The 25,897-nt window shown below is 32.3% G+C and carries 28 protein-coding genes and 1 pseudogene; 9 read left to right on the top strand and 20 right to left on the bottom strand.

The genetic code is table 11. From position 1 onward, the window contains the following. Window positions 1-114 precede the first annotated feature (114 nt). The 7 genes and pseudogenes from A5866_RS11825 to A5866_RS11795 all read right to left on the bottom strand — a co-directional run bounded on the left by A5866_RS11825 (window position 115) and on the right by A5866_RS11795 (window position 5,627). The gene (locus A5866_RS11825; protein ID WP_086445288.1) at window positions 115-807 is read right to left on the bottom strand and encodes a hypothetical protein; all 693 of its coding nucleotides are present in this window, start codon (window positions 805-807) and stop codon (window positions 115-117) included. 62 nt (window positions 808-869) lie between these two features. Continuing rightward, window positions 870-946, bottom strand: a pseudogene (locus A5866_RS11820). Between the two features lie 535 nt (window positions 947-1,481). Then, a complete protein-coding gene (locus A5866_RS11815) occupies window positions 1,482-2,444 on the bottom strand; it encodes a bacteriophage abortive infection AbiH family protein (RefSeq protein ID WP_086445289.1) in 963 nt (320 codons plus the stop codon). 3 nt (window positions 2,445-2,447) lie between these two features. Continuing rightward, window positions 2,448-3,428, bottom strand: a complete 981-nt coding sequence (locus A5866_RS11810; RefSeq protein WP_339099678.1) for a hypothetical protein — start codon at window positions 3,426-3,428, stop codon at window positions 2,448-2,450. A 38-nt stretch (window positions 3,429-3,466) separates the two neighbouring features. After that, window positions 3,467-4,435 (bottom strand): hypothetical protein, encoded by a 969-nt coding sequence (locus A5866_RS11805; RefSeq protein WP_339099677.1) that lies wholly within the window; start codon window positions 4,433-4,435, stop codon window positions 3,467-3,469. Between the two features lie 25 nt (window positions 4,436-4,460). Further along, window positions 4,461-5,342 carry a hypothetical protein gene (locus A5866_RS11800; protein WP_339099676.1) on the bottom strand — a complete coding sequence of 294 codons (882 nt, stop codon included), beginning with the start codon at window positions 5,340-5,342 and terminating at the stop codon, window positions 4,461-4,463. Between the two features lie 54 nt (window positions 5,343-5,396). Further along, complete coding sequence (locus A5866_RS11795; RefSeq protein WP_339099675.1) at window positions 5,397-5,627, bottom strand: helix-turn-helix transcriptional regulator; 231 nt, start codon at window positions 5,625-5,627, stop codon at window positions 5,397-5,399. 324 nt (window positions 5,628-5,951) lie between these two features. Between A5866_RS11795 and A5866_RS11790 the strand changes: the two genes are divergently transcribed. After that, on the top strand, window positions 5,952-6,176 hold the full coding sequence (locus tag A5866_RS11790) for a helix-turn-helix transcriptional regulator (RefSeq protein WP_086445297.1): 225 nt from the start codon (window positions 5,952-5,954) through the stop codon (window positions 6,174-6,176). Window positions 6,177-6,239: 63 nt separating this feature from the next. Here A5866_RS11790 and A5866_RS11785 read toward each other — a convergent pair whose 3' ends face one another. The 6 genes from A5866_RS11785 to A5866_RS11760 all read right to left on the bottom strand — a co-directional run bounded on the left by A5866_RS11785 (window position 6,240) and on the right by A5866_RS11760 (window position 10,320). Next, window positions 6,240-6,956 (bottom strand): hypothetical protein, encoded by a 717-nt coding sequence (locus A5866_RS11785; RefSeq protein WP_339099674.1) that lies wholly within the window; start codon window positions 6,954-6,956, stop codon window positions 6,240-6,242. Beyond that, complete coding sequence (locus A5866_RS11780) at window positions 6,949-7,380, bottom strand: hypothetical protein (protein WP_086445293.1); 432 nt, start codon at window positions 7,378-7,380, stop codon at window positions 6,949-6,951. Before A5866_RS11780 ends, A5866_RS11785 begins: the two co-directional genes overlap by 8 nt. Window positions 7,381-7,394: 14 nt before the next feature. After that, window positions 7,395-8,663 (bottom strand): T7SS effector LXG polymorphic toxin, encoded by a 1,269-nt coding sequence (locus tag A5866_RS11775; RefSeq protein ID WP_086445294.1) that lies wholly within the window; start codon window positions 8,661-8,663, stop codon window positions 7,395-7,397. Then, on the bottom strand, window positions 8,647-9,006 hold the full coding sequence (locus tag A5866_RS11770; protein ID WP_086445295.1) for a hypothetical protein: 360 nt from the start codon (window positions 9,004-9,006) through the stop codon (window positions 8,647-8,649). Before A5866_RS11770 ends, A5866_RS11775 begins: the two co-directional genes overlap by 17 nt. A 10-nt stretch (window positions 9,007-9,016) precedes the next feature. Further along, on the bottom strand, window positions 9,017-9,301 hold the full coding sequence (locus A5866_RS11765; RefSeq protein WP_086445296.1) for a hypothetical protein: 285 nt from the start codon (window positions 9,299-9,301) through the stop codon (window positions 9,017-9,019). A gap of 179 nt (window positions 9,302-9,480) precedes the next feature. Next, complete coding sequence (locus A5866_RS11760) at window positions 9,481-10,320, bottom strand: helix-turn-helix domain-containing protein (RefSeq protein WP_086445298.1); 840 nt, start codon at window positions 10,318-10,320, stop codon at window positions 9,481-9,483. 172 nt (window positions 10,321-10,492) lie between these two features. On the opposite strand from A5866_RS11760, the gene A5866_RS11755 reads away from it, so the two are divergent. The 5 genes from A5866_RS11755 (at window position 10,493) to A5866_RS11735 (ending at window position 13,888) form a co-directional block, all read left to right on the top strand. After that, complete coding sequence (locus tag A5866_RS11755) at window positions 10,493-10,822, top strand: hypothetical protein (protein ID WP_086445299.1); 330 nt, start codon at window positions 10,493-10,495, stop codon at window positions 10,820-10,822. Next, complete coding sequence (locus A5866_RS11750; RefSeq protein ID WP_086445300.1) at window positions 10,822-11,331, top strand: hypothetical protein; 510 nt, start codon at window positions 10,822-10,824, stop codon at window positions 11,329-11,331. Before A5866_RS11755 ends, A5866_RS11750 begins: the two co-directional genes overlap by 1 nt. A gap of 183 nt (window positions 11,332-11,514) precedes the next feature. Then, window positions 11,515-12,357, top strand: a complete 843-nt coding sequence (locus A5866_RS11745; RefSeq protein WP_086445301.1) for a rolling circle replication-associated protein — start codon at window positions 11,515-11,517, stop codon at window positions 12,355-12,357. Further along, the gene (locus A5866_RS11740) at window positions 12,350-12,631 is read left to right on the top strand and encodes a helix-turn-helix domain-containing protein (protein ID WP_086445302.1); all 282 of its coding nucleotides are present in this window, start codon (window positions 12,350-12,352) and stop codon (window positions 12,629-12,631) included. The genes A5866_RS11745 and A5866_RS11740 overlap by 8 nt, the downstream gene beginning before the upstream one ends. A gap of 66 nt (window positions 12,632-12,697) precedes the next feature. Beyond that, entirely contained in the window at window positions 12,698-13,888 is a 1,191-nt protein-coding gene (locus A5866_RS11735; RefSeq protein ID WP_339099673.1) for a site-specific integrase, read from the top strand. 459 nt (window positions 13,889-14,347) lie between these two features. Here A5866_RS11735 and A5866_RS11730 read toward each other — a convergent pair whose 3' ends face one another. From A5866_RS11730 to rplM, 3 genes are all read right to left on the bottom strand, one after another. Continuing rightward, window positions 14,348-16,174, bottom strand: coding sequence for a DNA/RNA helicase domain-containing protein (locus A5866_RS11730; protein ID WP_339099672.1), 1,827 nt, complete (start codon window positions 16,172-16,174; stop codon window positions 14,348-14,350). 387 nt (window positions 16,175-16,561) lie between these two features. Next, the gene (gene rpsI, locus A5866_RS11725; RefSeq protein WP_010771970.1) at window positions 16,562-16,954 is read right to left on the bottom strand and encodes a 30S ribosomal protein S9; all 393 of its coding nucleotides are present in this window, start codon (window positions 16,952-16,954) and stop codon (window positions 16,562-16,564) included. Window positions 16,955-16,967: 13 nt separating this feature from the next. Then, window positions 16,968-17,414 carry a 50S ribosomal protein L13 gene (gene rplM, locus A5866_RS11720; RefSeq protein WP_303393681.1) on the bottom strand — a complete coding sequence of 149 codons (447 nt, stop codon included), beginning with the start codon at window positions 17,412-17,414 and terminating at the stop codon, window positions 16,968-16,970. Window positions 17,415-17,778: 364 nt separating this feature from the next. Between rplM and A5866_RS11715 the strand changes: the two genes are divergently transcribed. Further along, window positions 17,779-18,984, top strand: coding sequence for an argininosuccinate synthase (locus tag A5866_RS11715; RefSeq protein WP_086445304.1), 1,206 nt, complete (start codon window positions 17,779-17,781; stop codon window positions 18,982-18,984). A 193-nt stretch (window positions 18,985-19,177) separates the two neighbouring features. Continuing rightward, window positions 19,178-20,563 (top strand): argininosuccinate lyase, encoded by a 1,386-nt coding sequence (gene argH / locus A5866_RS11710; protein WP_086445305.1) that lies wholly within the window; start codon window positions 19,178-19,180, stop codon window positions 20,561-20,563. Window positions 20,564-20,618: 55 nt separating this feature from the next. On the opposite strand, the gene A5866_RS11705 is transcribed toward argH, so the two are convergent. The 3 genes from A5866_RS11705 to A5866_RS11695 form a co-directional block, all read right to left on the bottom strand. Continuing rightward, complete coding sequence (locus A5866_RS11705) at window positions 20,619-21,107, bottom strand: Dps family protein (protein WP_086445306.1); 489 nt, start codon at window positions 21,105-21,107, stop codon at window positions 20,619-20,621. Between the two features lie 123 nt (window positions 21,108-21,230). Continuing rightward, entirely contained in the window at window positions 21,231-21,968 is a 738-nt protein-coding gene (locus A5866_RS11700) for a DUF5105 domain-containing protein (protein WP_086445307.1), read from the bottom strand. Window positions 21,969-22,029: 61 nt separating this feature from the next. Continuing rightward, window positions 22,030-23,559, bottom strand: a complete 1,530-nt coding sequence (locus A5866_RS11695; RefSeq protein WP_086445308.1) for a gluconokinase — start codon at window positions 23,557-23,559, stop codon at window positions 22,030-22,032. A 102-nt stretch (window positions 23,560-23,661) separates the two neighbouring features. Between A5866_RS11695 and A5866_RS11690 the strand changes: the two genes are divergently transcribed. Further along, a complete protein-coding gene (locus A5866_RS11690) occupies window positions 23,662-24,348 on the top strand; it encodes a prepilin peptidase (RefSeq protein WP_086445309.1) in 687 nt (228 codons plus the stop codon). 54 nt (window positions 24,349-24,402) lie between these two features. Here A5866_RS11690 and msrA read toward each other — a convergent pair whose 3' ends face one another. Then, window positions 24,403-24,936, bottom strand: coding sequence for a peptide-methionine (S)-S-oxide reductase MsrA (gene msrA / locus A5866_RS11685; protein ID WP_086445310.1), 534 nt, complete (start codon window positions 24,934-24,936; stop codon window positions 24,403-24,405). Window positions 24,937-25,897: the final 961 nt, after the last annotated feature.

Below are 25,897 nucleotides of genomic sequence, written 5' to 3'. Positions count from 1 at the left end.
TTACCATTCCTGCAGTAATATAACTTCCAAACTATATCTACTCTTAAACTAAATTTTGAAATCTATAGACATAGTTTACATCGCTTAAATAATCATCAATATTGCTTTCTATTTTTATATTTTTTTGAATTTTGCAGCTTTTTTTTTCTTTGTCGCTAAATTCCAATTTTTTTTATCAGCTATTGCATTTTCTATTCGTTCAATTTCTTCCATCGAAACATAGTAATCTCTATAATGTGTTTTTGGAGATTCAATTATGTCTTCTATGCATTGTTGTATTTTTACATAAATTTCTAAGTGTAGACTTATCTTAACCACATCAATATTTTTAAGTTTAGTTGTGTTCTCTTCAGAAATTCTTGTATTTGAATTATTAAAACAAGTATGCCATTGTCCATGAGCGATTTTATTTCTAATTTGACTATTTTCGATAATATTCACTTCAACTAATTTCTCTAGTCTCTTATTTTTATTTTGTATATCCCCTTTGTTTATATTGTTTCTTAGTTTATCTAAACAAATTTCGATACATCTTTTCCACTTATTTTCTAAATTTCTCATTTGATTAATACTTTCTATTTCTGTTTTTAAAAAACCGTGGGGAGTATTAATTAGTTTCAAAAAAGAAGCCTCGGCATATGTAGAAAATAATAATAAATATAACTTTGTTAAAGTGTCAAGCTCTTGAGTGTTACCATTTTTTATAGCAAAGTTAATCATTTTATTCAATATTTTTACATTTTTCTTTAACTCACGCACATTTTCAGTTGCCGCTTTGTAAATAGACAAGTTTTGATCTTCTATCATAGATTTTCTCCTTTTTAAGATAAAAAATCCCAGGATTCTTAAAAGAAATAATACTATTTCCCTTAAGGATCCTGGAATTGAACCAGGGACTTTACATATATACACATGTAACGCTCTACCATACTGAGCTAATCCTGCAAAATCCATTTTGTAATATATCTTGTTCATTAAGACATATGAATATATTAGTCCATAATTACAAACAATTAATATAACTTATATACATACCAGATATTATCAATAGGTGCATTGATAAACTTTCTTAAAGTAAACTAAATGATATACCCCAAAAATTATATATTGACTCGCGATGCATCTTAAACGCAGATGTATAAAGATAACACTTACACCAATCCATACAGTAATTTAGACCTTACATTTTTTACACATCTAATCAGCTTTAATAAAAAGAAAAAAGACACCTTCTCGATAAGAGAGAGTGTCTTTAAAGTCAATAATATCAAGGATATTAACGTTTTGAGAATTGTGAAGCTTTACGGGCTTTCTTAAGACCTGGTTGGCTAATCCCAGATATCATACAGTCTCAAAATGTAACAATATCAACTTTTTCTATTAAAATCAGCTAAAAAAATTTCACAGTATTTAAATAAATTTCAAATACTCGTAACTGAAAATCGTAACCAAATAAATATCTTGCACGTCAGGAAATTCTATTAACTAAACTCAGAAAACGAACCTAGAAACCCATGCTTTCTTATTTTCCCTTTAAATTCTTCATGTTTTGTTTTATCATAACAGTGAAGATACCATATTATATTTTTAGAGTTTAAATGTTTAAACATTTCCTCAATATAGATTAAGTCAACTTCTCCAAAAGAAAAGCCATATGAATAAATAGAATCAACATCTCCCTGTAATTCTTTAAAAAAATGCAAATTTTCTTTTATAATTCTAGATGTAGGTTTCCTTAATGCTTCATTCATAGAATTTATATAAGTATCTTGGTGATAAATTTGTTCATCCATTTGAAAATCATTGTTGTGACCTACAACGGGAGATACTTGATCTCCGTGTATGTGAATAACATTCTCTGCTTCATACAGATTTTCTAACGTTTCAGTATAATTAAACGTTAGAAAAGTATCATTTTCTTTGTCAATTAATTCTGAAAAAGAATAATAACTATTCAAGTTGAAGACAGAAAAACAGTTTTCAGGAGTTGAAATATTGTTTATCCATTCCGAAAAAAGCTCAGGTAACTTTAGCATCACATTTCTTAAATCATTGTATGCATCTTCATAATTATTCCCTGTACGAAAAGGATTTATATCTCCTTCTTTATCATATTGAATTTCTATATCTTCTTCTAACAAAGAGTAATCAAAATACCTCATAGCCTTTTCAAAATCACTCCAGTTCTCCCCATCTCCTTCGTCACTAATATTTGAGCAACTATTACAAATCATGAAATCTATTATTTGTGCGCAACCTTCAATTTCATAAGACTCTCCTCCGTCGTGATCTGCATATGATTGTAGCCATAGATTAGGATATTCGTCATACACATACTCGTATGTGTACCTAAGATATTCTTTAAAATGATTAAATGTAGAGGGAATTCCATGAGCTAAGTCAAATCCATTCCCTATAATAAATAACTTATTTATAATACTCACTCCTTACTCCTCATTAAGGACTAGTTCTTCGTTTATCTTAATTACATAGACTACCAAAATGATTAATGTATAGAAATAATCAGTTTCATTTTCTTCTACAATAGAACCATGTGAATACTTATTTCTTAAACCTAATGAATTATCAAATTCAGAATTATTAAGAATGTAATTTAGATAATCTACTTCAGGTTTAGCAAACAGAGTATTCTCATAAATTAATAGTCCTTCTTCAATCATTTCATCTATCTCTTGCTGCTGGTACTCTATCCCTTTTTTTATACTCAATTTTTGATTCCAATGATAATAGTGAATAACTCCATACTTGTAGATGTTTGAAATAATTAGGATTCTAAATAACTGTTTTTCTGTTGTGAATATGGTTTCTTCTTTATCAACTGAAATGACATCATTATCAATTAAAAAATCAATATTCAATTGTTGGTAACTACGAAAATCAGTTTTTTTAATTTTATTGTTAACAATTAGTTGTACAAAATCATTTCCTTTCAATTCTTCATTTATATAAGTTATATGTGATTGATCTGAAAATAGTAAATACATAATTCTTTTAATATTTACATTTTTATCATTTACATATATATATTTCCTATCCAATAAACTCTTTAGTGAATTAAGTCGTGGAGTTGCTTCTAGTTCAAATAATTCTTTGTCTATTTCATTTTCATCAATATACAGTTTCCATTGCTTTCTTATTTGTTCCTCTAGTGTAAATAAGTTTTTAGTCTGAATATGCACTTTTTCTGACTTACTTGCAAAGTCTAAAGATAACCAGTCTATAAAAAAATATTCTTTACTATAATTTGAAAAAAAATAGACTATCAATTCTTCTATTCTTAAGTTAAGAAGCTCCTTTAATTTGTCCTGATACACTTTAAAACTCAATAGCATTAATGAATTCTTATTACTGAAATAGAAACTTGTTTCATAATTTTTTTTTGTATGAACCCCAGATAATGTTCTCATTAACGTTGAACTTTCTAGGTTAGGAAAGCTACACAAATTTAATATCCAATTGTCTGTAAAAAAAAATTAAAATACATCATATACTCTAACAAATTTTCTTTGGAATTTTCTTTTTTTAAGTAATCTACATCAATTAAGTTTTTAAATTCGTCTTTCGCAACATTATAATGTTCCTTTTCTGTATAAACAGCGATCCTCTGCCCAATTCCTCTATTCTTATCACTAAAAATTTCTTGCTCTATCTGCTCACATCTTTTTCTAGATTTTAATTTCAATTTCGCATCAATTGTAAGTTCTTTAAGCCCTTGGATCCCTTGATTAAGCAAGCGAATATAATTTAAATTTGCAAACGTATACTCAATATACTGTTCACAAAATTTATACATTTCATCCTTAGTAATGTTAGTGGGTATGAAACGTTTATTTTTACCACCTGTATAATTATCTAGAAGCAGTTCAAAATTATTAGCTTTTTCTAAAAATATATCTTTCATTAAATCAGGATACTTAATTATAAAATATTGTGTTCCTATAAAGTACCAAATAGGTATTTCATATTCTTCAATATATTTTCTTAAATCGTCTTCACTAATTTTATAATCTAATTTATACTGTTCATAACATTCTAAAAAATCTTCCCTAAATAAGGTATTACTATATTCATCAATACTATCATTATCTAGTTTTTTTGCTATGTTCTCATCTAATTCAGATTCATCAGAAAAAAAGAAGTAACTAAAAATTTCTGAAATATCTTCTTTCGATATCCCATTAAAAAATTGATTAATCTTACTATTAAATCTCCCTTTAGCCTCTTTAATCTGCTTATCTGATAAATCAATTGGATAAATATTATTACTAATAAATTTTAAAACATTGTAAGCTTCCAATATATCTAAAAAATTATTTAATTCCAATTTTTCACAGGATTCAATTAGCTCTTTCAATCTATCAAAATGATAACCTATAGACATATCTGATGAACTATAGAATTTGACCCGTTCCATCAGTGGATACACCTCCTCAAATGATTTATATATACTTATACTCGCCTAATTTTTGTAAAAATTCATGATATTTCTTTAGCTCATATAACTCTAAATCATATTCTATTTTTTTATATCCTTTATCAATAAACCTTTTAGATTCTCTATAATCCTCCTTTCCTCCTCTAATATCTGACAAATCCTTTTCATACTTAAGAACTCTATTTAAATTCATTGCTATATCATTTGGAGACATTATTGTAAAATCAGAAAATCTATAATATTTAAAATGAGCTGATGAATCGTAACAAGTTTTCCATACCCCATATTCTAAATCTTTCTCTAAATTGGAAAGGTATAACGAAAAAGAAAAATACCATATTTCAGTATTCCCACAATAATCTGTAATCTCAATATAGTTATGATACCTATTTAATTTGTTTTCTCTAATCTTCTTTTCTTTGTTGTACCTCCCTAATGCCTCAAAATAAGAATAAAAATGATCCGATGAAAAACTAATAAGATTATCGTGTGCATATCTTTTTGAAAATCGATTTTTCTTTACTTTTTGCCTGATGATTGGTAAAGATTTAACAACCCCTAAAGTTGAACTATCATCCATGCAGTTAAAGCAATGTGTTCGGAAAATTCCGCCTAGCACGGACACTATTTGAAGTGTATATTCAAAAGGGATTGTATCTGACATTATTGAATTATAAATCTTAACTTCAAAGCTAGGTGAAATAAAAAATTTTTTTAACTTTGAGTCCTGCTTTAAGTATACAGAAAAATTCCCTCTAAAATTATAACTATTTAAACGAGAATTGTTCTTAGTCAAAAATAGGGATATTGTCGCAATAATAAAAGAAAAAAATGCTATAGAAGCTGTAAAAATAGCTACAATATTTTCTTCAATGAATTTGACCATTACATTTTCCTCCTTCATTTAAACTAAAAAGATTACTCAAAAAAGTAATAATTTTTATTTATACTTCAATCTCATAATCTTCGATATTTCATCAATTTCCAAAGCATCTGCAATCCGTTCTATATGCTCCAAATAAATTCGCTCTCGTTTACCATTTGCAAGATTACTTAAATTTGAAGGTTCTATTCCTGATAATCTTGCTAACTCCCTTAATGACATATTTCTTTCTGCTAATAAATTATTTATCAATATTTCAACTTTTACTTCTTCTTTCTCTTTGCCCATGATAATTCCTCCATGTAAAAGCATTTTTGTTGTCTATATAAACATGGTATAGTAAAATATTTTTACAGTGTTGTTTACATAGACATGGATTTTCTAATAACGGAGATTAAAAATATATTTAATAAATTTAGTTATTGAATCATTTAAAATTTTTTATTTGATAAGCTATCTGAAAAATAAAAAAAAGACCTGTATAAACAATAGTCTTCAAAAAATATTATGTATAAGCGCAATCATTTGAATATTTTTGACAATGTATAACATTTAACAAAATATCTAAACACTTGTACTAAAACAAGTGAAAAAACTATAAGGAGAATTATTATGATTAAAAAGAAACAAACCGATTTTGAAAGTTCGATTCATGTTCACAGAGCAATGAAAAGAATAACACAACAAGAACTCGCTGATAATGTAGGTGTCTCCAGACAAACAATCATTCAACTAGAAAGAAATCGTTACAACCCGTCCTTACTACTTGCACATAATATCGCAAAATATTTTCGTGTTTCTATTGAAGATATTTTTACCTTTAAAGACTTAAATTGAAAACAAAAACAGAAAGCTACTTGAAGTTAAAGTAGCTTTCTGTTTTTGTTATTTTTATTAAGTTCAATCTACAGATATATCATGAACAAATTTCATTACTTCAATACCTAGTTCATTATTTGCATAATACTCTCTACCTTTTTTTGTAAGCTCGATACTATAAACTTCTTTTTGTTTCCAATCAATAGTCGCTTTTATTGTGATAGACTCCATATTATCAACTATATTTTTATGAACGATAAAAATATAGCCAGAACTCTCCAAATAATCTACAATTTCTTTAAATCTTTTCTCACCAATATATTGATCACTGTCCCAAAGAACCATGTCACCTTCAGAAATAGGAATGATCAAATTTAAAACATCCTCAGAAACACGCCTAGTATCAAAGACTGTCTTTGACACTATTGTTAAATAATATTCGCCTGATTGAATATAATAAACTGCTACTAATGTTTCTGATAACCCTTCAATATTTATAATTTTTTCCTCTTCTTTCGGATACCAAATCAACGTTCCACTACTTTCAATAGTTGGTATACTCCATTCCGTATCAATGGGTAAATTGAATAAAATTTCACTATTATTTACCATGATTTCTGTCTCCGAGGAAATTTGACATTCCAAAAACTGTTCTGCCGATATATTTTCAGCCAATTCATTTAATACTACGACCACTTCACCATACGTGACTTCTTCTTTTTGAAGCAAGTCATATATATAAATAAATGAACGCTCTCGTTTCTTCACTTTTTCTAAAAAATAAGTAAGATTAGACATAAGGCACCTCTTTTTCAACTAGGTTTAAACAACGATTAAATCCATCTTCATCAGGATAGAATGCAATATAGTTTTCAATATTCTCTCCTTGATTCGGATGTGTGATCTGTTGACTAAAGACACTAGAATCTAAGAAGTCTTGATTACTAATAAAAAGTTCTGGGGGTGTTGAATTAGCATCTACTAACTGCCAAAATAATTCTCCCCAATTTTGTATTCTTTTTGATTGCCCACATTGGATTCTAACCATTACTTTGGGACTGTTGATTCCTCTATTCTTTAGTTCCTTTTTAATATCATTTATAATTACTAAACAATCTTCGTAATCGAATGTATCTTTATTTATGAAAAAATCGATATGCTCTGAATGTAGTCTCTTGGATCCTTTTTCCCATTCATTAATAAATTCATCTATGTTCTTCATCTGCTTTCCTTTCTTTATGGAAGTTTCCAACCTATATCTTGTAACCATTTTAATATTTTTTTAGTCAATTTTGGTGGCTGTCCGCTAGAATTATGTCCCCATGAACCATCTCTGTTTAAAGTCCACCTAGAATCATCGAAATGAATATGGTCTTGCGCATCCTCTACATCACTAAATCCTTTATCAGCTCTTTTTACCCCTTTTGGCGCTTTCCCAGAGTCTATTTGCTTATTTATTTGATTAGTTGTGCTGTCTTTTCCAGCAAAATTACTCGTTGTTAAGCCATTAATTCCATCAACAGTTAGAGCAACACCAGCTGTTGTTACTATTATTCCTTCCGTCACTATCACACCATCAACAAGTATTCCTACACCGCCCGTCGCTAATGTTACAACGGCACAACCACCAATCGTCCCAATAATACCCGTAATTGTTGTCACCACACCTAAAGTTGTCTTCACAACATTTCCTACAATATCCAAAAATTGGGCAATCGCATCTATGCTTCGATCAAGCCAACTTTCTTTCATTGCTTCTGTTAGTTGTGCTGTTAGTTTCTCATCTTTTACACCATTTGTATAAACAACATAGACAACATTTCCAGCATCATCTAATTCTGTCACCGTTTCAACACGACTTTTTGGTTGGCTATCATTATATCCTTTTAAATTTTTAAACCATTGTTGATTACCATAGTCAACAATTCTATACCCGTCTCTTGGATTAAGAAAATTTGCTGGATTGCCTAGTTGTGCCAATCCTGTGTTTACATCATTGATCAAACTAGATAATTCCGAATACTGAGAGGCATGACTAGATTCAAAAGCTTGATATTTCTGTAAAATCTCAATATCTTCTTTAATAGGATCAATGCTCTGTTGTTTAAAAAAATCACCTAATACAGGAACGTTTTTCATCGACTTAGCCAAATCACTCATTAAATTAGTATATTCGTTTTGAGCCGTTTGTAAATCTCTAAGCAATCCTCCTAAATCATCTGTGTCTAATACTTCATCTGTCTTGCCAACTTCACCAACAAAATCTGTTAAATAGCTATTTAAACTGTTGTCCATCTCATAATAAACATTGAATAGTGCTTTGTCTATCTCTTGGTATGCTTGGAGATGTCTCACAGTTGAAACCCAGCCACCACCTAATAAATTTCTATTCCCAGCTAATCCATCTATTGAACTTGTTACAGAATTAAAACTACCCACAGCATTTAAACGTTCCGAACGAATACTACTTTTTACATCACTTAGTTCCTCATACATTATTTTCATCGGAATCCTCCTTTCTAGTTTCTTCATATAGTAGTTCAGCTTTTTCGTAAACTGCTTTTCTATCTTTCAGTTCCACTTCAATTTCTTCATCGGCAATAGAAAAAAATTTTGCAAATTCTCTCTGCTTCTCTTCCAGTTCATCTAATTTTTGATAGACTTGTTTTTCTGAGTCTGTCCCTTTAGAATAATGTAGGACACGTTCCCATATCTCTTTTTGTCGGTTGATTGCCTTTTGACACTCTTCATAAGCAAACGGAATCTCTCCAATTTTCTTTTTCAAACTGTTGAAATCTTCTTCTGCTTCGTCTACTTTCATACGCAAGCTAAATAAATTTTTATCCATCTAGTTCACCTCATGCTTGCATCGTTGTTGCTATGCTATCTTTTATTTTTCTATCTGCTTCTTCGATTGCATTATGTACGGCTTGTACATTTCTTACCTCTGTAGCTAGGCAGGTTTTATAGGTATTAATTGTTTGTTGAAAAGAAGTCATTAAGGTTTTCAATTCATTTGTTGCTGGACTTGTAGATGTATTAATACTATTTGTTGGCTTAAAATCAATAGTTCCCTTTGCACCTAAAACATCCGTAGCAAATTTAGCAACTGCATTTCCATCTGTACTGACCGTTTCTCCCATTTTTTTCACACTCCTATTATCTATTATTATTAATAATTAAATGGTCACAATAATTATAACATCATCAGATAGTTAGTAAACACAACAAATGAAATAATATATCAGACTAAAAGAAAAAAGATCAAAAACAGAAACGTTTTGGTCTTTTCTTTATCATATTTTTATTCTAAATTATTATATCAAACTCTATTTTTTATCTGCACAATTTCTTTTTCAAGCTCATCTTTGAACAGTTCTAAATAAATAGAATCGTTCATTTCACTAATCACATAATTATTTTCTTTTTCGTTATACTGAAATGACCGAATATCTTCCATTTCTTTGTCCTTATCTATTCCATAATAAATGATATAGGAACCTTCCAAAGTTAATCCTATTTCACCAAAATTTTTTGTAAATACTTGATGCTCACCTTCGTTTTCAATATACATTGGAAATTCAAAAAATAAATTGCTATTCTTATCATTTAATGAAAAAGGAATAACATGCAATCTGTTTTTCTCAACTTCTGCATAAATATAATACATTATTTCTAATTGATTGTGGTTTTCACTTTGTTCAATAAAGTCATCTTTATATCGTCCAGCATATAAATTAGGCATTCCCAACATCGAAGTATAGACTAAATGTCCTACTCTTTTTCCATATGTTCCATTGTCTAGAACATACTTAGCTACCGCTAACCACATCATGTCGTCATATGTACGTTTTGCAGGTGGAATAGCTTCAAAAATCGAAAAAAGTATACTATCACTAAGTTTCACGTCAAAATTCTGTTCAATCAAATCATATAAATATTCATCAGCTCTCCCATACAAAATCTGATCTGGCATCATTTTACCTAACAAAGCTATCTTTTCTAACTTATCTCGTTTGGGAATACTAACCCCTTTTTCCCAATTATTAACAGAGCTTCTTGGAGAATTACCTATTAATTTCCCAAACTCCTCCATACTATAACCTAAATTTGTCCTAATTTCTCGTATTCTATTTGCAACCTTCTTTTTATTAGGCTTCATAATCATTGTTCCTTTCAACTAATATGCTAAATCTATCATAACAGATTCTATATTTAGAGTAAAACACATTTGTACTATTTTTTGTACTAAAATATATTGACAAGCCACCTATTCTTGTTTTATACTATTTTTGTACTAAAATACGTACTAAAAAGAAAGAAGGAATGTAAAAATGGCAGTAAAAATTAGTGATTTGGTTTTACCTGAGAACAAATTAGAAAAAGAGTATCAAGTAGTACAAGTAACAAAATGGCAAAAAGACGGTGAAGTACTAGGTTGGACATATGAATGTGTCTTACCAAAATTACGCTTTGAAAAAGTTAGTGTGAAAATCTCGAGTGAATTTCCTGTTATTGCTAAAGAAGAACTAGAAGCTCAAGGAATGGCATTAGTTTCTTTTGAGGGATTATCAATTTCTGCATGGGGACGTGCTAATGGACAATTTGTTAGTTATGGACTTTCTGCGACTGCAACCTCTGCAAAACTCGTGACTCAAAAATAATGGGAAAGCAATTTTTTACAGCCCATGAAGTCATTCAACAAGTTCATGGGCTTCATTCTCTATCTACGTTAAATAAGTGGGCAAATTTTATTCAAAAAGAATGTGATTATACTTTTCAATACGAATACATCCCCTTTGTCAGTCATGGACGAAAGGGACAAACCAAACATCATCGGAAAACAAGGGTATTTTCTATAGAAGAAATTCAAAAACTTCAAGGAGTCGCTCATTTAATTCCGAAAATCGGACGTGATAAAGCTTTAAGACAATTGTTTGATGTTCATGAGAAAATTGATTTGATGAAACATCATGAACTCATTGACTTTATTACAGAGATTTTCAATGAAAAATTGAAAGAAAGAGATAAGGTTATCAATGCACTAGTCAGACAGTATCATGACATAGACAAACGGATCATTGATTTATCCCGCAGAGTAACACAGATAGAGAAAACTTCCGCACCTGATTCTGACAATACTTCCAGCGGGTGGTTTCGACGGAAGCGGTAGGGCAAGCAAGCCCAACACCGCTTTCCGCTCGAAAACAACCACACGATGGACGTGTTGTCTGGAAGAAAGGCTACGCCTTTCTTCCCCTTTACTTGTTCTATAGGACAACATCTGGCGAAAATAAAGGCACAATTCTTTGTTAATCATTCGCCACTCAATTTCTACTTTTAGGAGTGATAAACACTGTATACGAGTTACAATCAGAAAATCATTGAAACTCCTACGTATATAGAAATTTGGGAATATGAGCAACCAATCTATTCAAAACGATCAAAAACAGAAAAAGCGAAAAAAGAAAAACTTGGATGGCTAGAAGAAAAAACAATCCGAAAAAAATTTGATGAACTATCTGCACAGGGACAATATGACAGTTTAAAGAGAAAACAAAAACATTATAAAACGAAACGATTTGATATTGCACGATTAATTGACACAAACTTTGACAAACAAACGAAATTTCTAACACTAACCTTTAAAGAAAACATAGAAGATATTGACTATACAAATAGTGAGTTCAAAAAATTTATTAAACGATTAAATTACCAATTATATAAAACCAAGAAAGCTCAAATTCGCTACTTAGCTACGTGGGAGAAGCAAAAGCGTGGAGCTATCCATTACCACATTATTCTCTTTCGCTTCCCTTACGTTCCTCATAAACAGCTTTTAAGCACTTGGGGACATGGTGCAGTTAGAATAAATAAAATTGATGTGGATGGTATCGAAAATCGAGGAAGATATATCAGTAAATATTTTGATAAAGAATTAGAGCTAAAGGAACATAAAAAGAAAGCTTTCTTCAAATCTCAAAATTTACGCCTTCCTAAAGAAACAAAGAGACGAACAGATACACCCTATAATGTTTCTAATCAAAAAGTATTAGTAACGAAAGAATATACAAAAAAGAAACCCTTCTTTTTTAGAGAATGGAACTTATACGAAGTAACAGAACCAATACTTATGTTTGAAGAAAGCAAGGTTCGTTACACAAAAATAAAAAAAAATGGAGGAGATATTCATGAATGAACTCACTATTCTATTATCCAAAACACAACAAGAAACATTACAACAAACAATTCATCACTTGTTAACAAATGAAGTTAACCAGTTCAAAGTAGAACTTGGTTTAAATACACGTTATATCAAAAAGAAACAACTCTGTCACTACCTCAATTTATCCAACAACACTTTAGATAAATTGATTGCAGAAGGTTTACCCAAACTAAATATTCAAGGCGTTGTTCTATATGACAAAATAGAAGTTGATTGCTGGTTAAAAAAGTTTAGTCACTCAGCTTGAAGAATGTTACACTCACTTTATAGTGGTCTTACATTCTGACGTGCAAGAAGGAAAGTAGGAAAAACTGTGGCAATTAAAAAAATGAATAATGGAAAGTATAAAGTAAATGTCTACATGGGCGCTAGTTTCTCTCGATTTGTTGCCTACGCCGATACAAAAGAAGAAGCTATGATTCTTGAACAAGAAGCGAAACTCCAAAAACTAAAGGGAGAATTCAAAAAAAAGAAAGGCGATTACACATTTAAAGAAGTTTATGAAATGTGGTGGAAAAAGAAATATATTATTACTAAACATCATGAACAAAGTACTTTAGACCGAACGAAAAGTGTTTTTCGCCTTCACATTCTCCCTTTTTTAGGAGATAAAAAAATAAAACATGTATCATTTGATATTCTAGAAAATCTTCAAATTTTATGGGCATTTGGTGACGAAGAAAAGAAGATTAAACCTTATGCAAATTTCAAAGTTTGTGTATCTTACACAAAGCAAGTAATGAAATATGCTTTACTAAAAGGTTATATCGCCAATAACCCTTATGAATTACTGGAAATGCCTGTAAATGAAGCACTCAAACGAAAAAAAGAACAGAAAAGACGAAAAAAATATTATTCTATAGAAACTGTTCAAGAATCTTTAGAATTAATGAAAAAAGAACATGGTTTTCAAAACTATACCCTCTTAGCTTTAACTTATTATTTAGGAGCAACAAAAGGTGAAATTTATCCCCTCGTTTGGGCTGATATTGACTTTCAAAAGCAATTAATCTCTTTATCCCATAAGTTAGTTAAGAACAAAGAAACTGGCATATATGAACGTGTAGAAGGAATGAAAAACGGCTATCGCTTTCGAGATGTTCCAATCAATGATACCATTGCAAATTTATTAAAAGAATGGAAGCAAAAACAAGCAATTAAATTGAAACAACTAGGAATTAAACAAACAGCTCACCAATTTCTATTTACCTATGTGAATCAAAAAGGCGATGTCAACCAACCACTTCATACCGATTGGTTGAACAATAAGTTAAACCAACTAGAGAAAAAATATGGACTTCCTCATATCATCCCTCATGGTTTAAGACACACCTTTGTTTCAGATTTACTAAATCAAGGAATCGATGGTTTAATTATTAAATCTCTTGTCGGTCATGCAGAAACATCTAATATGATTCGAGACGTTTATGGACACACAAATGAACAAACAAAAATTGAAACAATTAAACGTTTGGAAGAATATAGACAAGCGAGTCAAGAGTAATTAGTTACGAAGTACAAAAAAGTCGTAACCAAACTCGTAACCAAATCAAAAAAAGACACCTTCCAAAAACTGGAAAGTGTCTTGAAATCCTTGATATGACAAAGATTAACTTTTTTAGAATTCTCTACTCAGAAGTAAAAGACATCAAGAAATTACAAATCCTTTCATACCAATAACTTTGAAATGTAAAGATACTCATAAGATAATAAAAATCCATTTATTTGGATATAACTGATACCAACTAATACCATAAAATAGACTAGTCATTTTTTATTAGTAAATAGTTTAAAATCATTCCAACAATATTAAATATTTCCTTTAATTCCTCTATGTTCTTCTATGAAAAGGTTTTGTTATTATTACTAATAATACAACTCGAAACAAATTTTTTGACCATCGCCTGAATCATAGCTTCCTTTTAATAACTTGTTTTAATTTAAATTAAGAATTGTAAGCCAATTATAAACGTTTATTCTGACTCGCCCTTATCAAAGTATTATTCATATCTTCCCAGTATTTCTTTAAATCACTATCTTCAATAAATACTCTGATACCATAAATTCCTCTTGTGAGAAGAGTGTAATATACATTTTTTATGTACTTTTCCAACTCGTCACATTTCAATTTAATTTTTCCTCGATCATCTTTATAATTCTTTATTTTTACCGTAATTTTACCATCCGTACATGTCATATCATTTCCAATTATTAATCCTATATAATCAAAATCATAACCTTGCACAGAATGAATAGCACCTACCTGATTTCTATTTTTTTCAGAATCTACACTTGCCCATGACTTGTAATCTTTATTCCAAGCCATATCAATTTCAGACCATGCCTTTACTTCGATTTTTCGATTAGGAGTTCCCTTTTTGCCCGACCACCTATCTTTTCTACTATAACCAGCTACTACTCTAGCATTTTTATAAGGGAATACCTCCCGTTTACACTCTATATATTCTTTCACTTCTTCCATCTTATCAACTATTTGGAAATAATTTGTTTCTAAAAAATCTACATTTTGGGGTGGTTTTTTTGAAAGTTGCAAAATATATTTTAAATAATCCACATAGTTCTTAGCGTACCTCCTATTATAATTTTTTAAATCTGCATTAATCTTTATTCTGTATTGAATTGATAGCCTTTCATCATAAACACTACTATTGACAAAATTGTAAATTGGATTATAAGAATCTTCGCAGTCTATTGCTTCTATATCATTTGGACGAATTCTTTGAATATCATCGTAAAATAAAACTGTTCTCTTCGAACACGCTAAAATGAGATTTAGGACATTTTCTTTCTTTCTTTTTTTTAAAAATTGTTTATGTATTTCAGGAAAAATATTATTTTTGTACTGCATTAGACGGTGTGACTCATCAACTAGTATATAGTCAAATTCTTCTTTTTCTCCCTCTAATAATATATCCATCCATTTACCAATAAAAATATTATTTTCTTTCAAACTTTTTCCATATGATTGAAAAATTGTAGTTATTGGTTTAATCATATTAGATTTTAAACAAACTCCGATTTTTAAGGTTTTATCATGTCCATTTTTAAGAAAAATATTCTTTCCAAAAAATTGAGCAATAATATGATTCATCAAAACTGTTTTTCCAGTGCCTGCACCTCCTCGTATAATAAAAGTGCTGAATGAATCCTCTTTTTGACAATATATATTGGAAGATTGTAATACCGTTTCTAAAATTTCAACTTGTTTTTTATCCAGTTCATAAAAAGGGCTATGTCTGTATAACAAGCTATTCAGACTTTTTATTTGGGTATTAATCTCTTTATTTAAGAGATCATGGTCCTTTAATGAACATAAAATTTTATGGATAATTTCAACATCTAAGCTTTCTCGTTTATCTTGAATGAAATCAGATTTATTTCCTTCAGGACCGTTAAAAATACTAAAATCATATATAGCTCCAAATTCCTTGAATAATTTTATTAAACTTTGTTCGATATAATTTAAATTACTAGAAATTTCATTACCATAAAAGATAGCAATATGTCCTTCACAAAAATACTTTTCATATTTCAGAATATCACCTTCAAGTTCTTTAACATGCTCACCATGTCTTCTAATTATAGAATTAGTTTGACCAATATAATACGTTTTCAAATCTTTACTACAATATACATATATTGCAGATACATCATTCAAAGCCGACAATTCATCACTTGGAATATCTTTAGGAACAAGATTTTCACCTGCTAACTTAGAAATAAAATACCTTGTTGCTGATTTATTAGTTCCAAATTTATTAAAACTCATATTTACACCTCATATCATTATCAATCTATTAAATTATAGCATTAATTTATGTAAATGATATCATTTTTAATAAAAAAAATACTATTAGTATGAAATATACGGAGGTGGTACTATAATTGTTCAAATATCTCAACTCTTAACTAATTAAATTAAAAAATCAAGATAATTCTTATTTAATAATGTCATTACCAAGAACTAAAATCCTCAACTTCGATTCAATTAATCAAGTTGGCTCTACTTACACTGCACAAGTATTAAATTATAATTAGTATGACGATTTAATTAGTTACGAAGTACAAAATAGTCGTAACCAAACTCGTAACCAAATCAAAAAAAGACACCTTCCAAAATCTGGAAAGTGTCTTGAAATCCTTGATATAACAAAGATTAACGTTTAGAAAATTGTGAAGCTTTACGAGCTTTCTTAAGACCTGGTTTTTTACGTTCTACCATACGGGCATCACGTGTAAGAAGACCAGCGCGTTTTAAAGCTCCGCGGAAGTCAGGATCTACTTCTAATAATGCACGAGCGATACCGTGACGGATCGCACCTGATTGACCAGAGTAGCCTCCACCGTTAACGTTTACCATTACATCATAAGCGCCTTTAGTTTCAGTTACGCCGAATGGTTGGTTGATAACTTCACGCAAGTCAGCGTGTGGAATATATTCTTCAACATCTTTTTTGTTTACAGTAATTTTACCAGTACCTGGTACTAAACGTACGCGAGCTACAGATTTTTTACGACGGCCAGTGCCGCTATATTGTACTTGAGCCAATGAATTTCCCTCCTTAAATTAGGTTAGTAATATCTAATACTTCTGGTTGTTGTGCAGCATGTGGATGCTCAGCTCCACCGTATACGTTCAACTTAGTAAATTGTTTACGGCCTAAAGTGTTTTTAGGAAGCATACCTTTTACAGAAGTTTCAATTAAACGACGAGAGTTTTTATCGCGTAATTCACCAGCAGTAACAGATTTCAACCCACCTGGGTATTGGCTGTGACGGTAGTAAATTTTATCACTTGCTTTGTTACCAGTTAATTTGATTTTATCAGCATTAATTACAATTACGAAATCTCCAGTATCCACATGTGGTGTGAATGTTGGTTTATTTTTTCCACGTAAGATAGAAGCAACTACAGTTGAAAGACGTCCCATTGGGATATCTGTTGCATCTACTACATACCATTTACGTTCTACTTCGCCAGATTTGGCCATATATGTTGTACGCACGATTCTTTCCTCCAATTTTCTATTCGATGTTTGACATTCACTTGAGTTTCCGGGGCTCATTGTGGGGCAAACAATACCATTTAATATGATACCTTCTATCACTAGTAAAGTCAATGAATTTCTGAAGTTTTCGCTTTATTTTTCTTGCCGATTTTATTACTTTAAAAAATTAACACCTGTTGGAAAAGAAAAACTACTTGTATATGCGTAATATATATTACGAGAACCCACAAAATGAAAATGTATATTTTTCCTTATAAAAGTAAATAAATGCATAATTATTTACAAAAACTATTGATTTATGTATTTTCAAGTGATATGATGAGAACAATCAAAAAAGTCAATTAGAAAATAAGGAGTGTTACGAATGAAAGAAAAAGTTGTTTTAGCCTACTCTGGAGGATTAGATACCTCTGTTGCTGTTAAATGGTTAGTTGATGAAGGATATGATGTGATTGCCTGCTGTTTGGATGTGGGCGAAAAGAAAGATTTAGATTTTATCAAGAATAAGGCGTTAGAAGTGGGGGCATCTGCGTCTTATACTATTGATGCCAAAGAAGAGTTTGCCCAAGAGTTTGCTTTGATTGCTTTACAAGGCCATACTTTTTATGAGCAATCTTATCCTCTAGTCTCTGCCTTATCTCGTCCTTTGATTGCTAAAAAATTAGTAGAATTGGCTCACGAAACAGGAGCAACAACAATTGCACACGGTTGTACAGGAAAAGGGAATGATCAAGTCCGTTTTGAAGTTGCGATCAATGCCCTTGCACCCGAAATCAGTGTTATTGCACCTGTTCGTGAATGGAAATGGTCTCGTGAAGAAGAAATCAATTACGCTAAAGAAAAAGGGGTACCCGTTCCGGCTGATTTGGATAATCCTTATTCAGTTGACCAAAACCTTTGGGGCCGTGCGAATGAATGCGGCATTTTAGAAGATCCCTGGGCTACACCTCCTGAAGGCGCCTACGAACTAACCACCAGTTTAGAGAATGCACCTGATGAAGCAGATGTCATCGAGCTAACTTTTGTTGAGGGCGTTCCGACAGCCATCAATGGTAAAAGTATGCTGTTATCTGAGTTGATCCTCGATTTAAATGACTTAGCTGGTAAACATGGCATTGGGCGAATCGATCATGTGGAAAACCGCTTAGTGGGAATCAAATCACGTGAAGTTTATGAGTGTCCAGCAGCGATCACTCTAATGACCGCCCATAAAGAGCTAGAAGATTTGACCTTTGTCCGTGAGCTGGCTCACTTCAAACCAATCATCGAAAATCAATTATCACAAATTATTTACGATGGATTATGGTTCAATCCGTTAACAGATGCCTTGATTGCTTTTTTAAAGTCTACTCAAAAATACGTAAATGGCGTAGTTCGAGTAAAATTGTTCAAAGGACATGCAATTGTTGAAGGCCGTAAATCAGAAAATAGTCTCTACAATGAAAATCTAGCAACTTATACATCAGCTGATACTTTTGATCAAGCAGCAGCTGTTGGCTTTATCAAACTTTGGGGCCTACCAACGAAAGTCAATGCGGAAGTTCAAGCATCATTAAATAAGCAAAATTAGAGTGATTCTATACGTGAGATAGCTTTTACATGCCTTGTAAATAAGGTTATCCGATTGTTTCACCTTCAACGAGTGGCTTGTTCTAGGAGAATTTCTTTTCTACCTGCGGATGGAAATAAGGAAATCAATAGGCCATGAAGAAAAATAAGCAATTTGAGAATGAATAATAATGCATAATAAAGAGGTGCAGATAATGGGAAAATTATGGGGCGGACGTTTTGAAGGAAAAAGTGAAGCCTGGATCGATTCATTCGGTGCTTCGATCCCTTTCGATCAAACATTAGCCAAACAAGATATTATAGGGAGTCTCGCACATGTAAAAATGTTAGCTAAAACAGGTATTTTAACGACTGATGAAGCCAAACAGATTACTTTCGGACTTAATACTCTTCAGCAAAAACTAAACGCTGGTGAGCTAGAATTCAGTATAGAAAATGAAGATATCCATTTGAATATCGAAAAGCACTTACATGAAGAAATTGGTCTTGTGGCTGGCAAATTACATACAGGACGCAGCCGAAATGATCAGGTGGCAACCGATATGCATCTTTACTTAAAAGAAGTCGTTCAAGAAGTCATCGAAAAGATCCATTTACTGCGCCAAGTCTTAGTGGATAAAGCTGAGGAAAATATTGAAACGATCATGCCTGGCTATACACATTTGCAGCATGCTCAACCGATTTCATTTGCCCACCATATGATGGCCTATTATGGAATGCTAACTCGAGACCAAGAACGTTTTTCAGAGAGCTTAAAACGAATCGATATCTCGCCATTGGGCTGTGCAGCACTCGCTGGTACGACATTTCCCATCGATCGAGCCTATTCCGCTGAACTATTAGGTTTTGCTTCGATTTATGACAATAGCTTGGATGGCGTGAGTGACCGTGACTTTATTCTAGAATTTCTTAGCAATAGTTCTATTTTAATGATGCACCTTTCGAGATTTTGCGAAGAAATCATTTTATGGTGTAGTCACGAATTTCAATTTATAGAATTGACTGATACTTTTTCCACTGGCAGCTCGATTATGCCACAGAAAAAAAATCCTGACATGGCGGAATTGGTTCGAGGAAAGTCCGGTCGCGTATATGGCAATTTATTCAGCCTTTTAACCGTTTTAAAAGGGCTACCATTAGCTTACAACAAAGACCTACAAGAAGACAAAGAGGGGATGTTTGATACGTCTCACACGATCTTAACTAGTTTAGAGATGATGGCTGGTATGGTTGAGTCAATGACGCTGAATACAGCCATCATGGAAAAAGCAACTGAAAAAGATTTTTCAAATGCTACAGAATTAGCAGACTACCTAGCCAACAAAGGGTTACCATTCAGGCAAGCACATGAAATTGTTGGTAAATTAGTCCTAGAATGTACAAAGCAAGGCATCTACTTACAAGATGTTCCCTTAGAAAAATACCAAACGATTACCCCCTTGATCGAAGCTGACATCTACCAAACTTTAGCCTCAAAAACAGCTGTTGAACGGCGGACTTCATACGGCGGAACAGGCTTTGGACAAGTCCAAGCTGCCATTATGCGTAGTAAGCTGAAACTAGCTAACGAAGAAAACTAAAAAAAGCATATGAAAGATAACTCACTATCTTTCATATGCTTTTACAAGTTTTAAATTAACGAGTTTTAGTACGTGAATCTGCATCAATACCAGGTGCTTTCCCTAATTTTGCTTGCAACATCCAAATGTTTTTCTCAATATCAGTTTTGTTTGCGATAAAGATATCTTGTGTAGAATCATCACCTTCATCACCAGAAACATCGATTCCTTTTTGGTATAAATCAGCTAAATAACGGTAACCTTCTACTAATTTTTCCATACGTTCAGGAATTGAGCGTTCGTAAGTACCAATTTCATCTGCAATACCAGTATGATCTGCAAATTCTTGTAAAGTTGAATACGGAGCTCCATCTAATGTAATCAAACGTTCAGAAACAACATCTAATTGGTCATTGATTTGGTCCATGTATTCATCCATTTTAGGGTGCAATGTCAAGAATTCTGGGCCACGCATATACCAGTGTGTTTGGTGGATTACCACTGAAAACTGGCTTAGATCTGCAACTAGTTGGTTCAATACTTCTTTAGTTTGTTCAAATTTCATTATACATCATCCTCCTAAAGTTTTTATCTACATCTATAATTGTAGTACGAAATGCCGGAAAAGTACAGTAAAATCTTCATTTTTATAAATATTATCTTTTGATAATCATTATAATCTAAAACATCAATTGTTATTAGGTAGTGGCATAGTATCTAATGAGTCAATAATTTCTTTAGCAACTTCATTCATTGCCTCTTCTAGCTCCTGATTCATCGCTTCTGTATTTTCAGAACCCGAAATAAATGCTAGGAACAAATTGGATACAGCTTCTTTTTGATTATCTGGTATAAACCATTTACCCTTTTCCTTTTCTAAACGTAATTTAAGCTGAACTGGATCTGTTTTGATTTTAATTGATTTGACTCGTTCTTCCAAAATAGAAAAAGTTGCATCTAGTGTTTTTTGATCATCTTTCGCTATTTCCGGATCAGCTAAAGTTTCTTTTACGAGCTGTCTGGTCATATCCTGCATAGCACTCACTAAATCTAACCCAGTTACATAATAAGAAATTACAGCCCCGGTTTTTGTTTCATCTATTTTAATAATCTTATAGGATGTTTTTGCTTTTGTCTGTTGTAATAATTCTTTTGTTAATTGATTTGCTGCTTTTTGCGGAACTTTGGCACCTGTCGAGGATAATCCTTTTGCAAAGTTTTCTTCAAACGTATTACTGTTGTTATCTAACTCTTTGCCTACTCGTTCGCCGTCACGAAATTCCTTCGCAAATTCATTTTCTCTTTTCTGGTAGACCAGGCGATCAACAAACAATTCACCTGCCTCTTCTGCGGAAATCCCTTTTGAGCCGCAACTTGTCAGAAAAATCCCGACCAAAAGCAAAAAAGTGATCCAGACTTTTTTCATTTCCTTTCCTCCGTTCTCTTACTACTAGTAAAACAAGTTCAGCGCTATTTGTCAAAAAAATTTAGTCTAAATCAGCTCTTAGTTTGGCTAATTGATGATAACTGGCTGATAGTTGCTGTTGCGTTGTGCTAAATAGTGGATAAATCTGTTGATAAATTTGCTGCTTTTCACTATTCGGTTCAACTATTTCACAAATCTCTACCAAATCACCGGCTGCTTTCAAGCTGGGAATTTTTCCTAAGCTTTGCCAGCCTAATAGAACTGCCCCCATGGCAGATGCCTCGACACTTTCTGTCATTGATAACCTATAACCAAAAACATCTGCCATGATCTGTTTAAAAACCTTTGAATCAGCAAATCCGCCTGTAGCCCGAATTTCCTTCACTGATCCGCCTAGCTCTTCCAATTCCGTTAAAATACGTTTCAAATTCAAACAAATTCCTTCAACCACAGCTCGCATCATAATCTTATCATCATGATTTCTTTTCAGTCCAACAAAATTACCGGCAGCTTCCGCATCCCATAATGGTGCCCGTTCTCCTAATAAATAAGGATGAAACAATAAGCCTTTAGCTCCTGCCGGTGTCTCCTTCACAAGTTCCATCACGGCATCATAAGGATTTTTTCCAGTCTCACGAGCTTCCATTTGAACTTCTTTCAAGAAATTTTCACAAGCCCAGTCAAAAATACCAGCGCCATTACTTGTTGCACCGCCAATTACCCAATGATATTCATCTAGCACACAACAAAAAGTCTCTGCTTGTGGATGCGTCTGGGGCTGCTCAACAATATAGCGCAATGCGCCACTGGTTCCAACCGTTAAAGTAGCCGTTCCTTGATTTAAAGCACCTAAGCCTAAATTTGATAATGGACCATCTGCTCCGCCTAACACAAAAATTGTTTGAGGCGTCAATCCTAATAGTTTTAACCACTCTTCTTTTAAACCAGTTAGTTGCTGAGTAGGTTTAACTAGTCTTGGCAACTGCTCTGTAGTAATTTCCAGCTCCGCTAATGCTTGTTGATCCCATATCAGATCATGAATATTTAAAAATCCTGTTCCTGAAGCAGTGCTGATATCGGTAATATATTGATCAAATAAACGATAAAAAATATAGTCTTTCATCCCAATAAATTTGTCTGCTTGTTCATAAACCTTCGGAAACTCTTCCTTCAGCCAGCGCATTTTATGAAACGGGGTCATTGGGTGCATCGGTAACCCTGTTTTTTGATAAATAGATGTTCCTAATGCCGTATTTTTTAGTTCTTCCGCGTATTTTTCTGCACGATTATCAGCCCATGTAATGACTCTTGTCAACGGCTGATGATTTTTATCCATTACGATCAAGCCATGCATCGCAGTTGAAAAGGATACTACTGAAATTTCATGTGGCTGCACTTTTGCCACAACCGCACCAATACAAGTAATGACTGCTTGAAAAATCTGATCTATATCTTGCTCTGCCATACCTTCTGTTTCCTGAATGAGCGGGTAACGAATATAAGCAGATGCTTGAACTGCTCCATCCTCACTAAAAGCGACTGCCTTTGTTTGCGTTGTACCAATATCTACACCAATTGCTATTTTTTCCATTTTCTCGCCTCATTTCTCTCTTTCATTATTCCTAATAAAAAAATATTTGTCTAGTTAAAAAGGGCGATATTTGCGTATTTATTTGTGAAAGGAGAATTTTCTATGTCGATTATTTATTTTATTATTGGTAGTGTGATAGGTTCATTTCTTTGTTTAGTGGCAGAACGTATACCTGCCAACCGATCAATAGTGCGCCCCGCTTCCCACTGTACTTATTGCCAAACTAAATTGAAGATGGTCGAATTGATCCCAATTGTTTCAATTCTATGTTTGGGTTTTCGCTGTCGTTACTGCAAATGTAAGCTATCTTATGTTTATTTTTTTAGCGAGTTGATTTTCGGATCACTTTGTTTTTATGTATTGCTTGAAGCGGTTCATCCTGTTTATTCTCTATTTTTTTTATCGATGGCTGTCGTTTTATCTTTAACTGACCTCTTTTATTTAATCGTAGAACCTAGATTATTTTACACCTGTTCCATCTTATTATGTATTGGACATATTTATTTGGCATTACCTTTTTTTCCGTTTACAAGCTTGATTCTATTCATTGCTTTACAGATACTAAACTATATCTTTCCTGATTCTGTGGGAGGTGGCGACATCTTTTTGTTAACGGTGTGGGGCTTATTTTTAGGTGGAGAGTCGATTATATTTTTATTGTTCATTGCCAGCAGTAGTGGCTTACTTTTTCTTTTCATCTACCAATACATTTTAAAGAAAACTATCCGACAACTACCTTTTGTGCCTTTTTTAAGTATCGGTCTATTTTTTGCACTAATATGGAAATAAAGAATGAGCTCGATACAAAACTGACTTTAGTTTTGTCCGGCTCATCACTTCAATTTATTTAGCTTTCCAATTTTTCCGAATAAATCCAGCACGTCCGGAACCTTCCTTATACAGACTATAATGTACACTATGCTTTTTATAATAATCTTGGTGATAGTCTTCTGCTGGATAAAAAGCTTGTGCTGGCTCAATCTTGGTAACGATTGGCTGCGTAAAGCGACCACTTGCTTGTAATGCCGCTTTTGATTTTTCTGCGCTTATCTTTTGTGCTTCATTTGTATAAAAGATAACAGGTCGATAAGAATCCCCACGATCTGCAAATTGTCCTAATGCATCGGTTGGATCTGTTTGCTGCCAATACGTTTCTACTAGTTTTTCATATGGAATAATCGCAGGATCATAGGTTATCTCAACGGCTTCTGTGTGACCGGTCATTCCTGATGTGACTTGCTCATAGGTTGGATTTACGACATGTCCACCAGTATATCCAGCTACAACCGAAATAATACCTGGTTGAGTATCAAATGGTTTGACCATACACCAAAAACAGCCTCCTGCAAAAATCGCTTTTTCGTATTTGTGTTCCATGATTCCCTCACCTCTTCTTTTCTTTATCATAAGCCGAATAAAAAAATAATGATATTGATTTGCTTATATAATAAAAGAATCTTTTCAACAAATAATCAAATTCTCAAGCGTAAAATTACCATACGAGTGTAAGCTATTAAATAGTTACCTTATAAAAACACATAGTCAATTTCTATTACAAGCAAAAAAACGCAACCTGTTCCTAAATGGATCAGGTCGCGATCGTAGTTTATATGACTAAACTACTTAAATCTCTATCTTTTTTACTCATTACTTACTCTATTCAATAACTTAGTGATCTCTTAGCTACTTCTTTTTATTTGCAGAAAAAGCCCCAGCCTTTCCAATAGAAGAAACAAAATCTCAAGCCACCCTCTACTGTTTTCGCTTCATTTTTCGTTAATTCTTTCATCTTCTTTTCCTCCTCTTTTTATGGTTGCTTTACATTGATTCCCTTTAAACCTGCTCTCTCTTACTTACTGCCTTCTCATTTACAGAAGAAACCCCAGCCTTTCCAATAGAAGAAACAAAATCTCAAGCCACCCTCTACTATTTTCGCTTCATTTTTCGTTAATTCTTTCATTTTTTTTCCTCCTCTTTTATGTTTGATTTACATTAATTCTCTTTTTTAAGCCTGTTTTCTCTTTACTGATACCTTCTTACTTACAGAAGAAGCCCCAGCCTTTCCAATAGAAGAAACAAAATCTCAAGCCACCTTCTACTGTTTTTGCTTCATTCTTCGTTAATTCTTTCATCTTCTTTTCCTCCTCTTTTATGTTTGATTTACATTAATTCTCTTTTTTAAACCTGTTCTCTCTTCCTCACTGCCTTCTTACTTACAGAAAAAGCCCCAGCCTTTCCAATAAAAGAAACAAAATCTCAAGCCACCTTCTACTGTTTTTGCTTCATTTTTCGTTAATTCTTTCATCTTCTTTTCCTCCTCTTTTTATAGTTTTAATAA

The organism is Enterococcus sp. 12C11_DIV0727 (genome assembly GCF_002148425.2).
GTDB lineage: Bacteria > Bacillota > Bacilli > Lactobacillales > Enterococcaceae > Enterococcus_L > Enterococcus_L lemimoniae.
The sequence above is the reverse complement of the archived record's forward strand: the minus strand, read 5'-3'. Positions and strand labels throughout refer to the sequence as shown.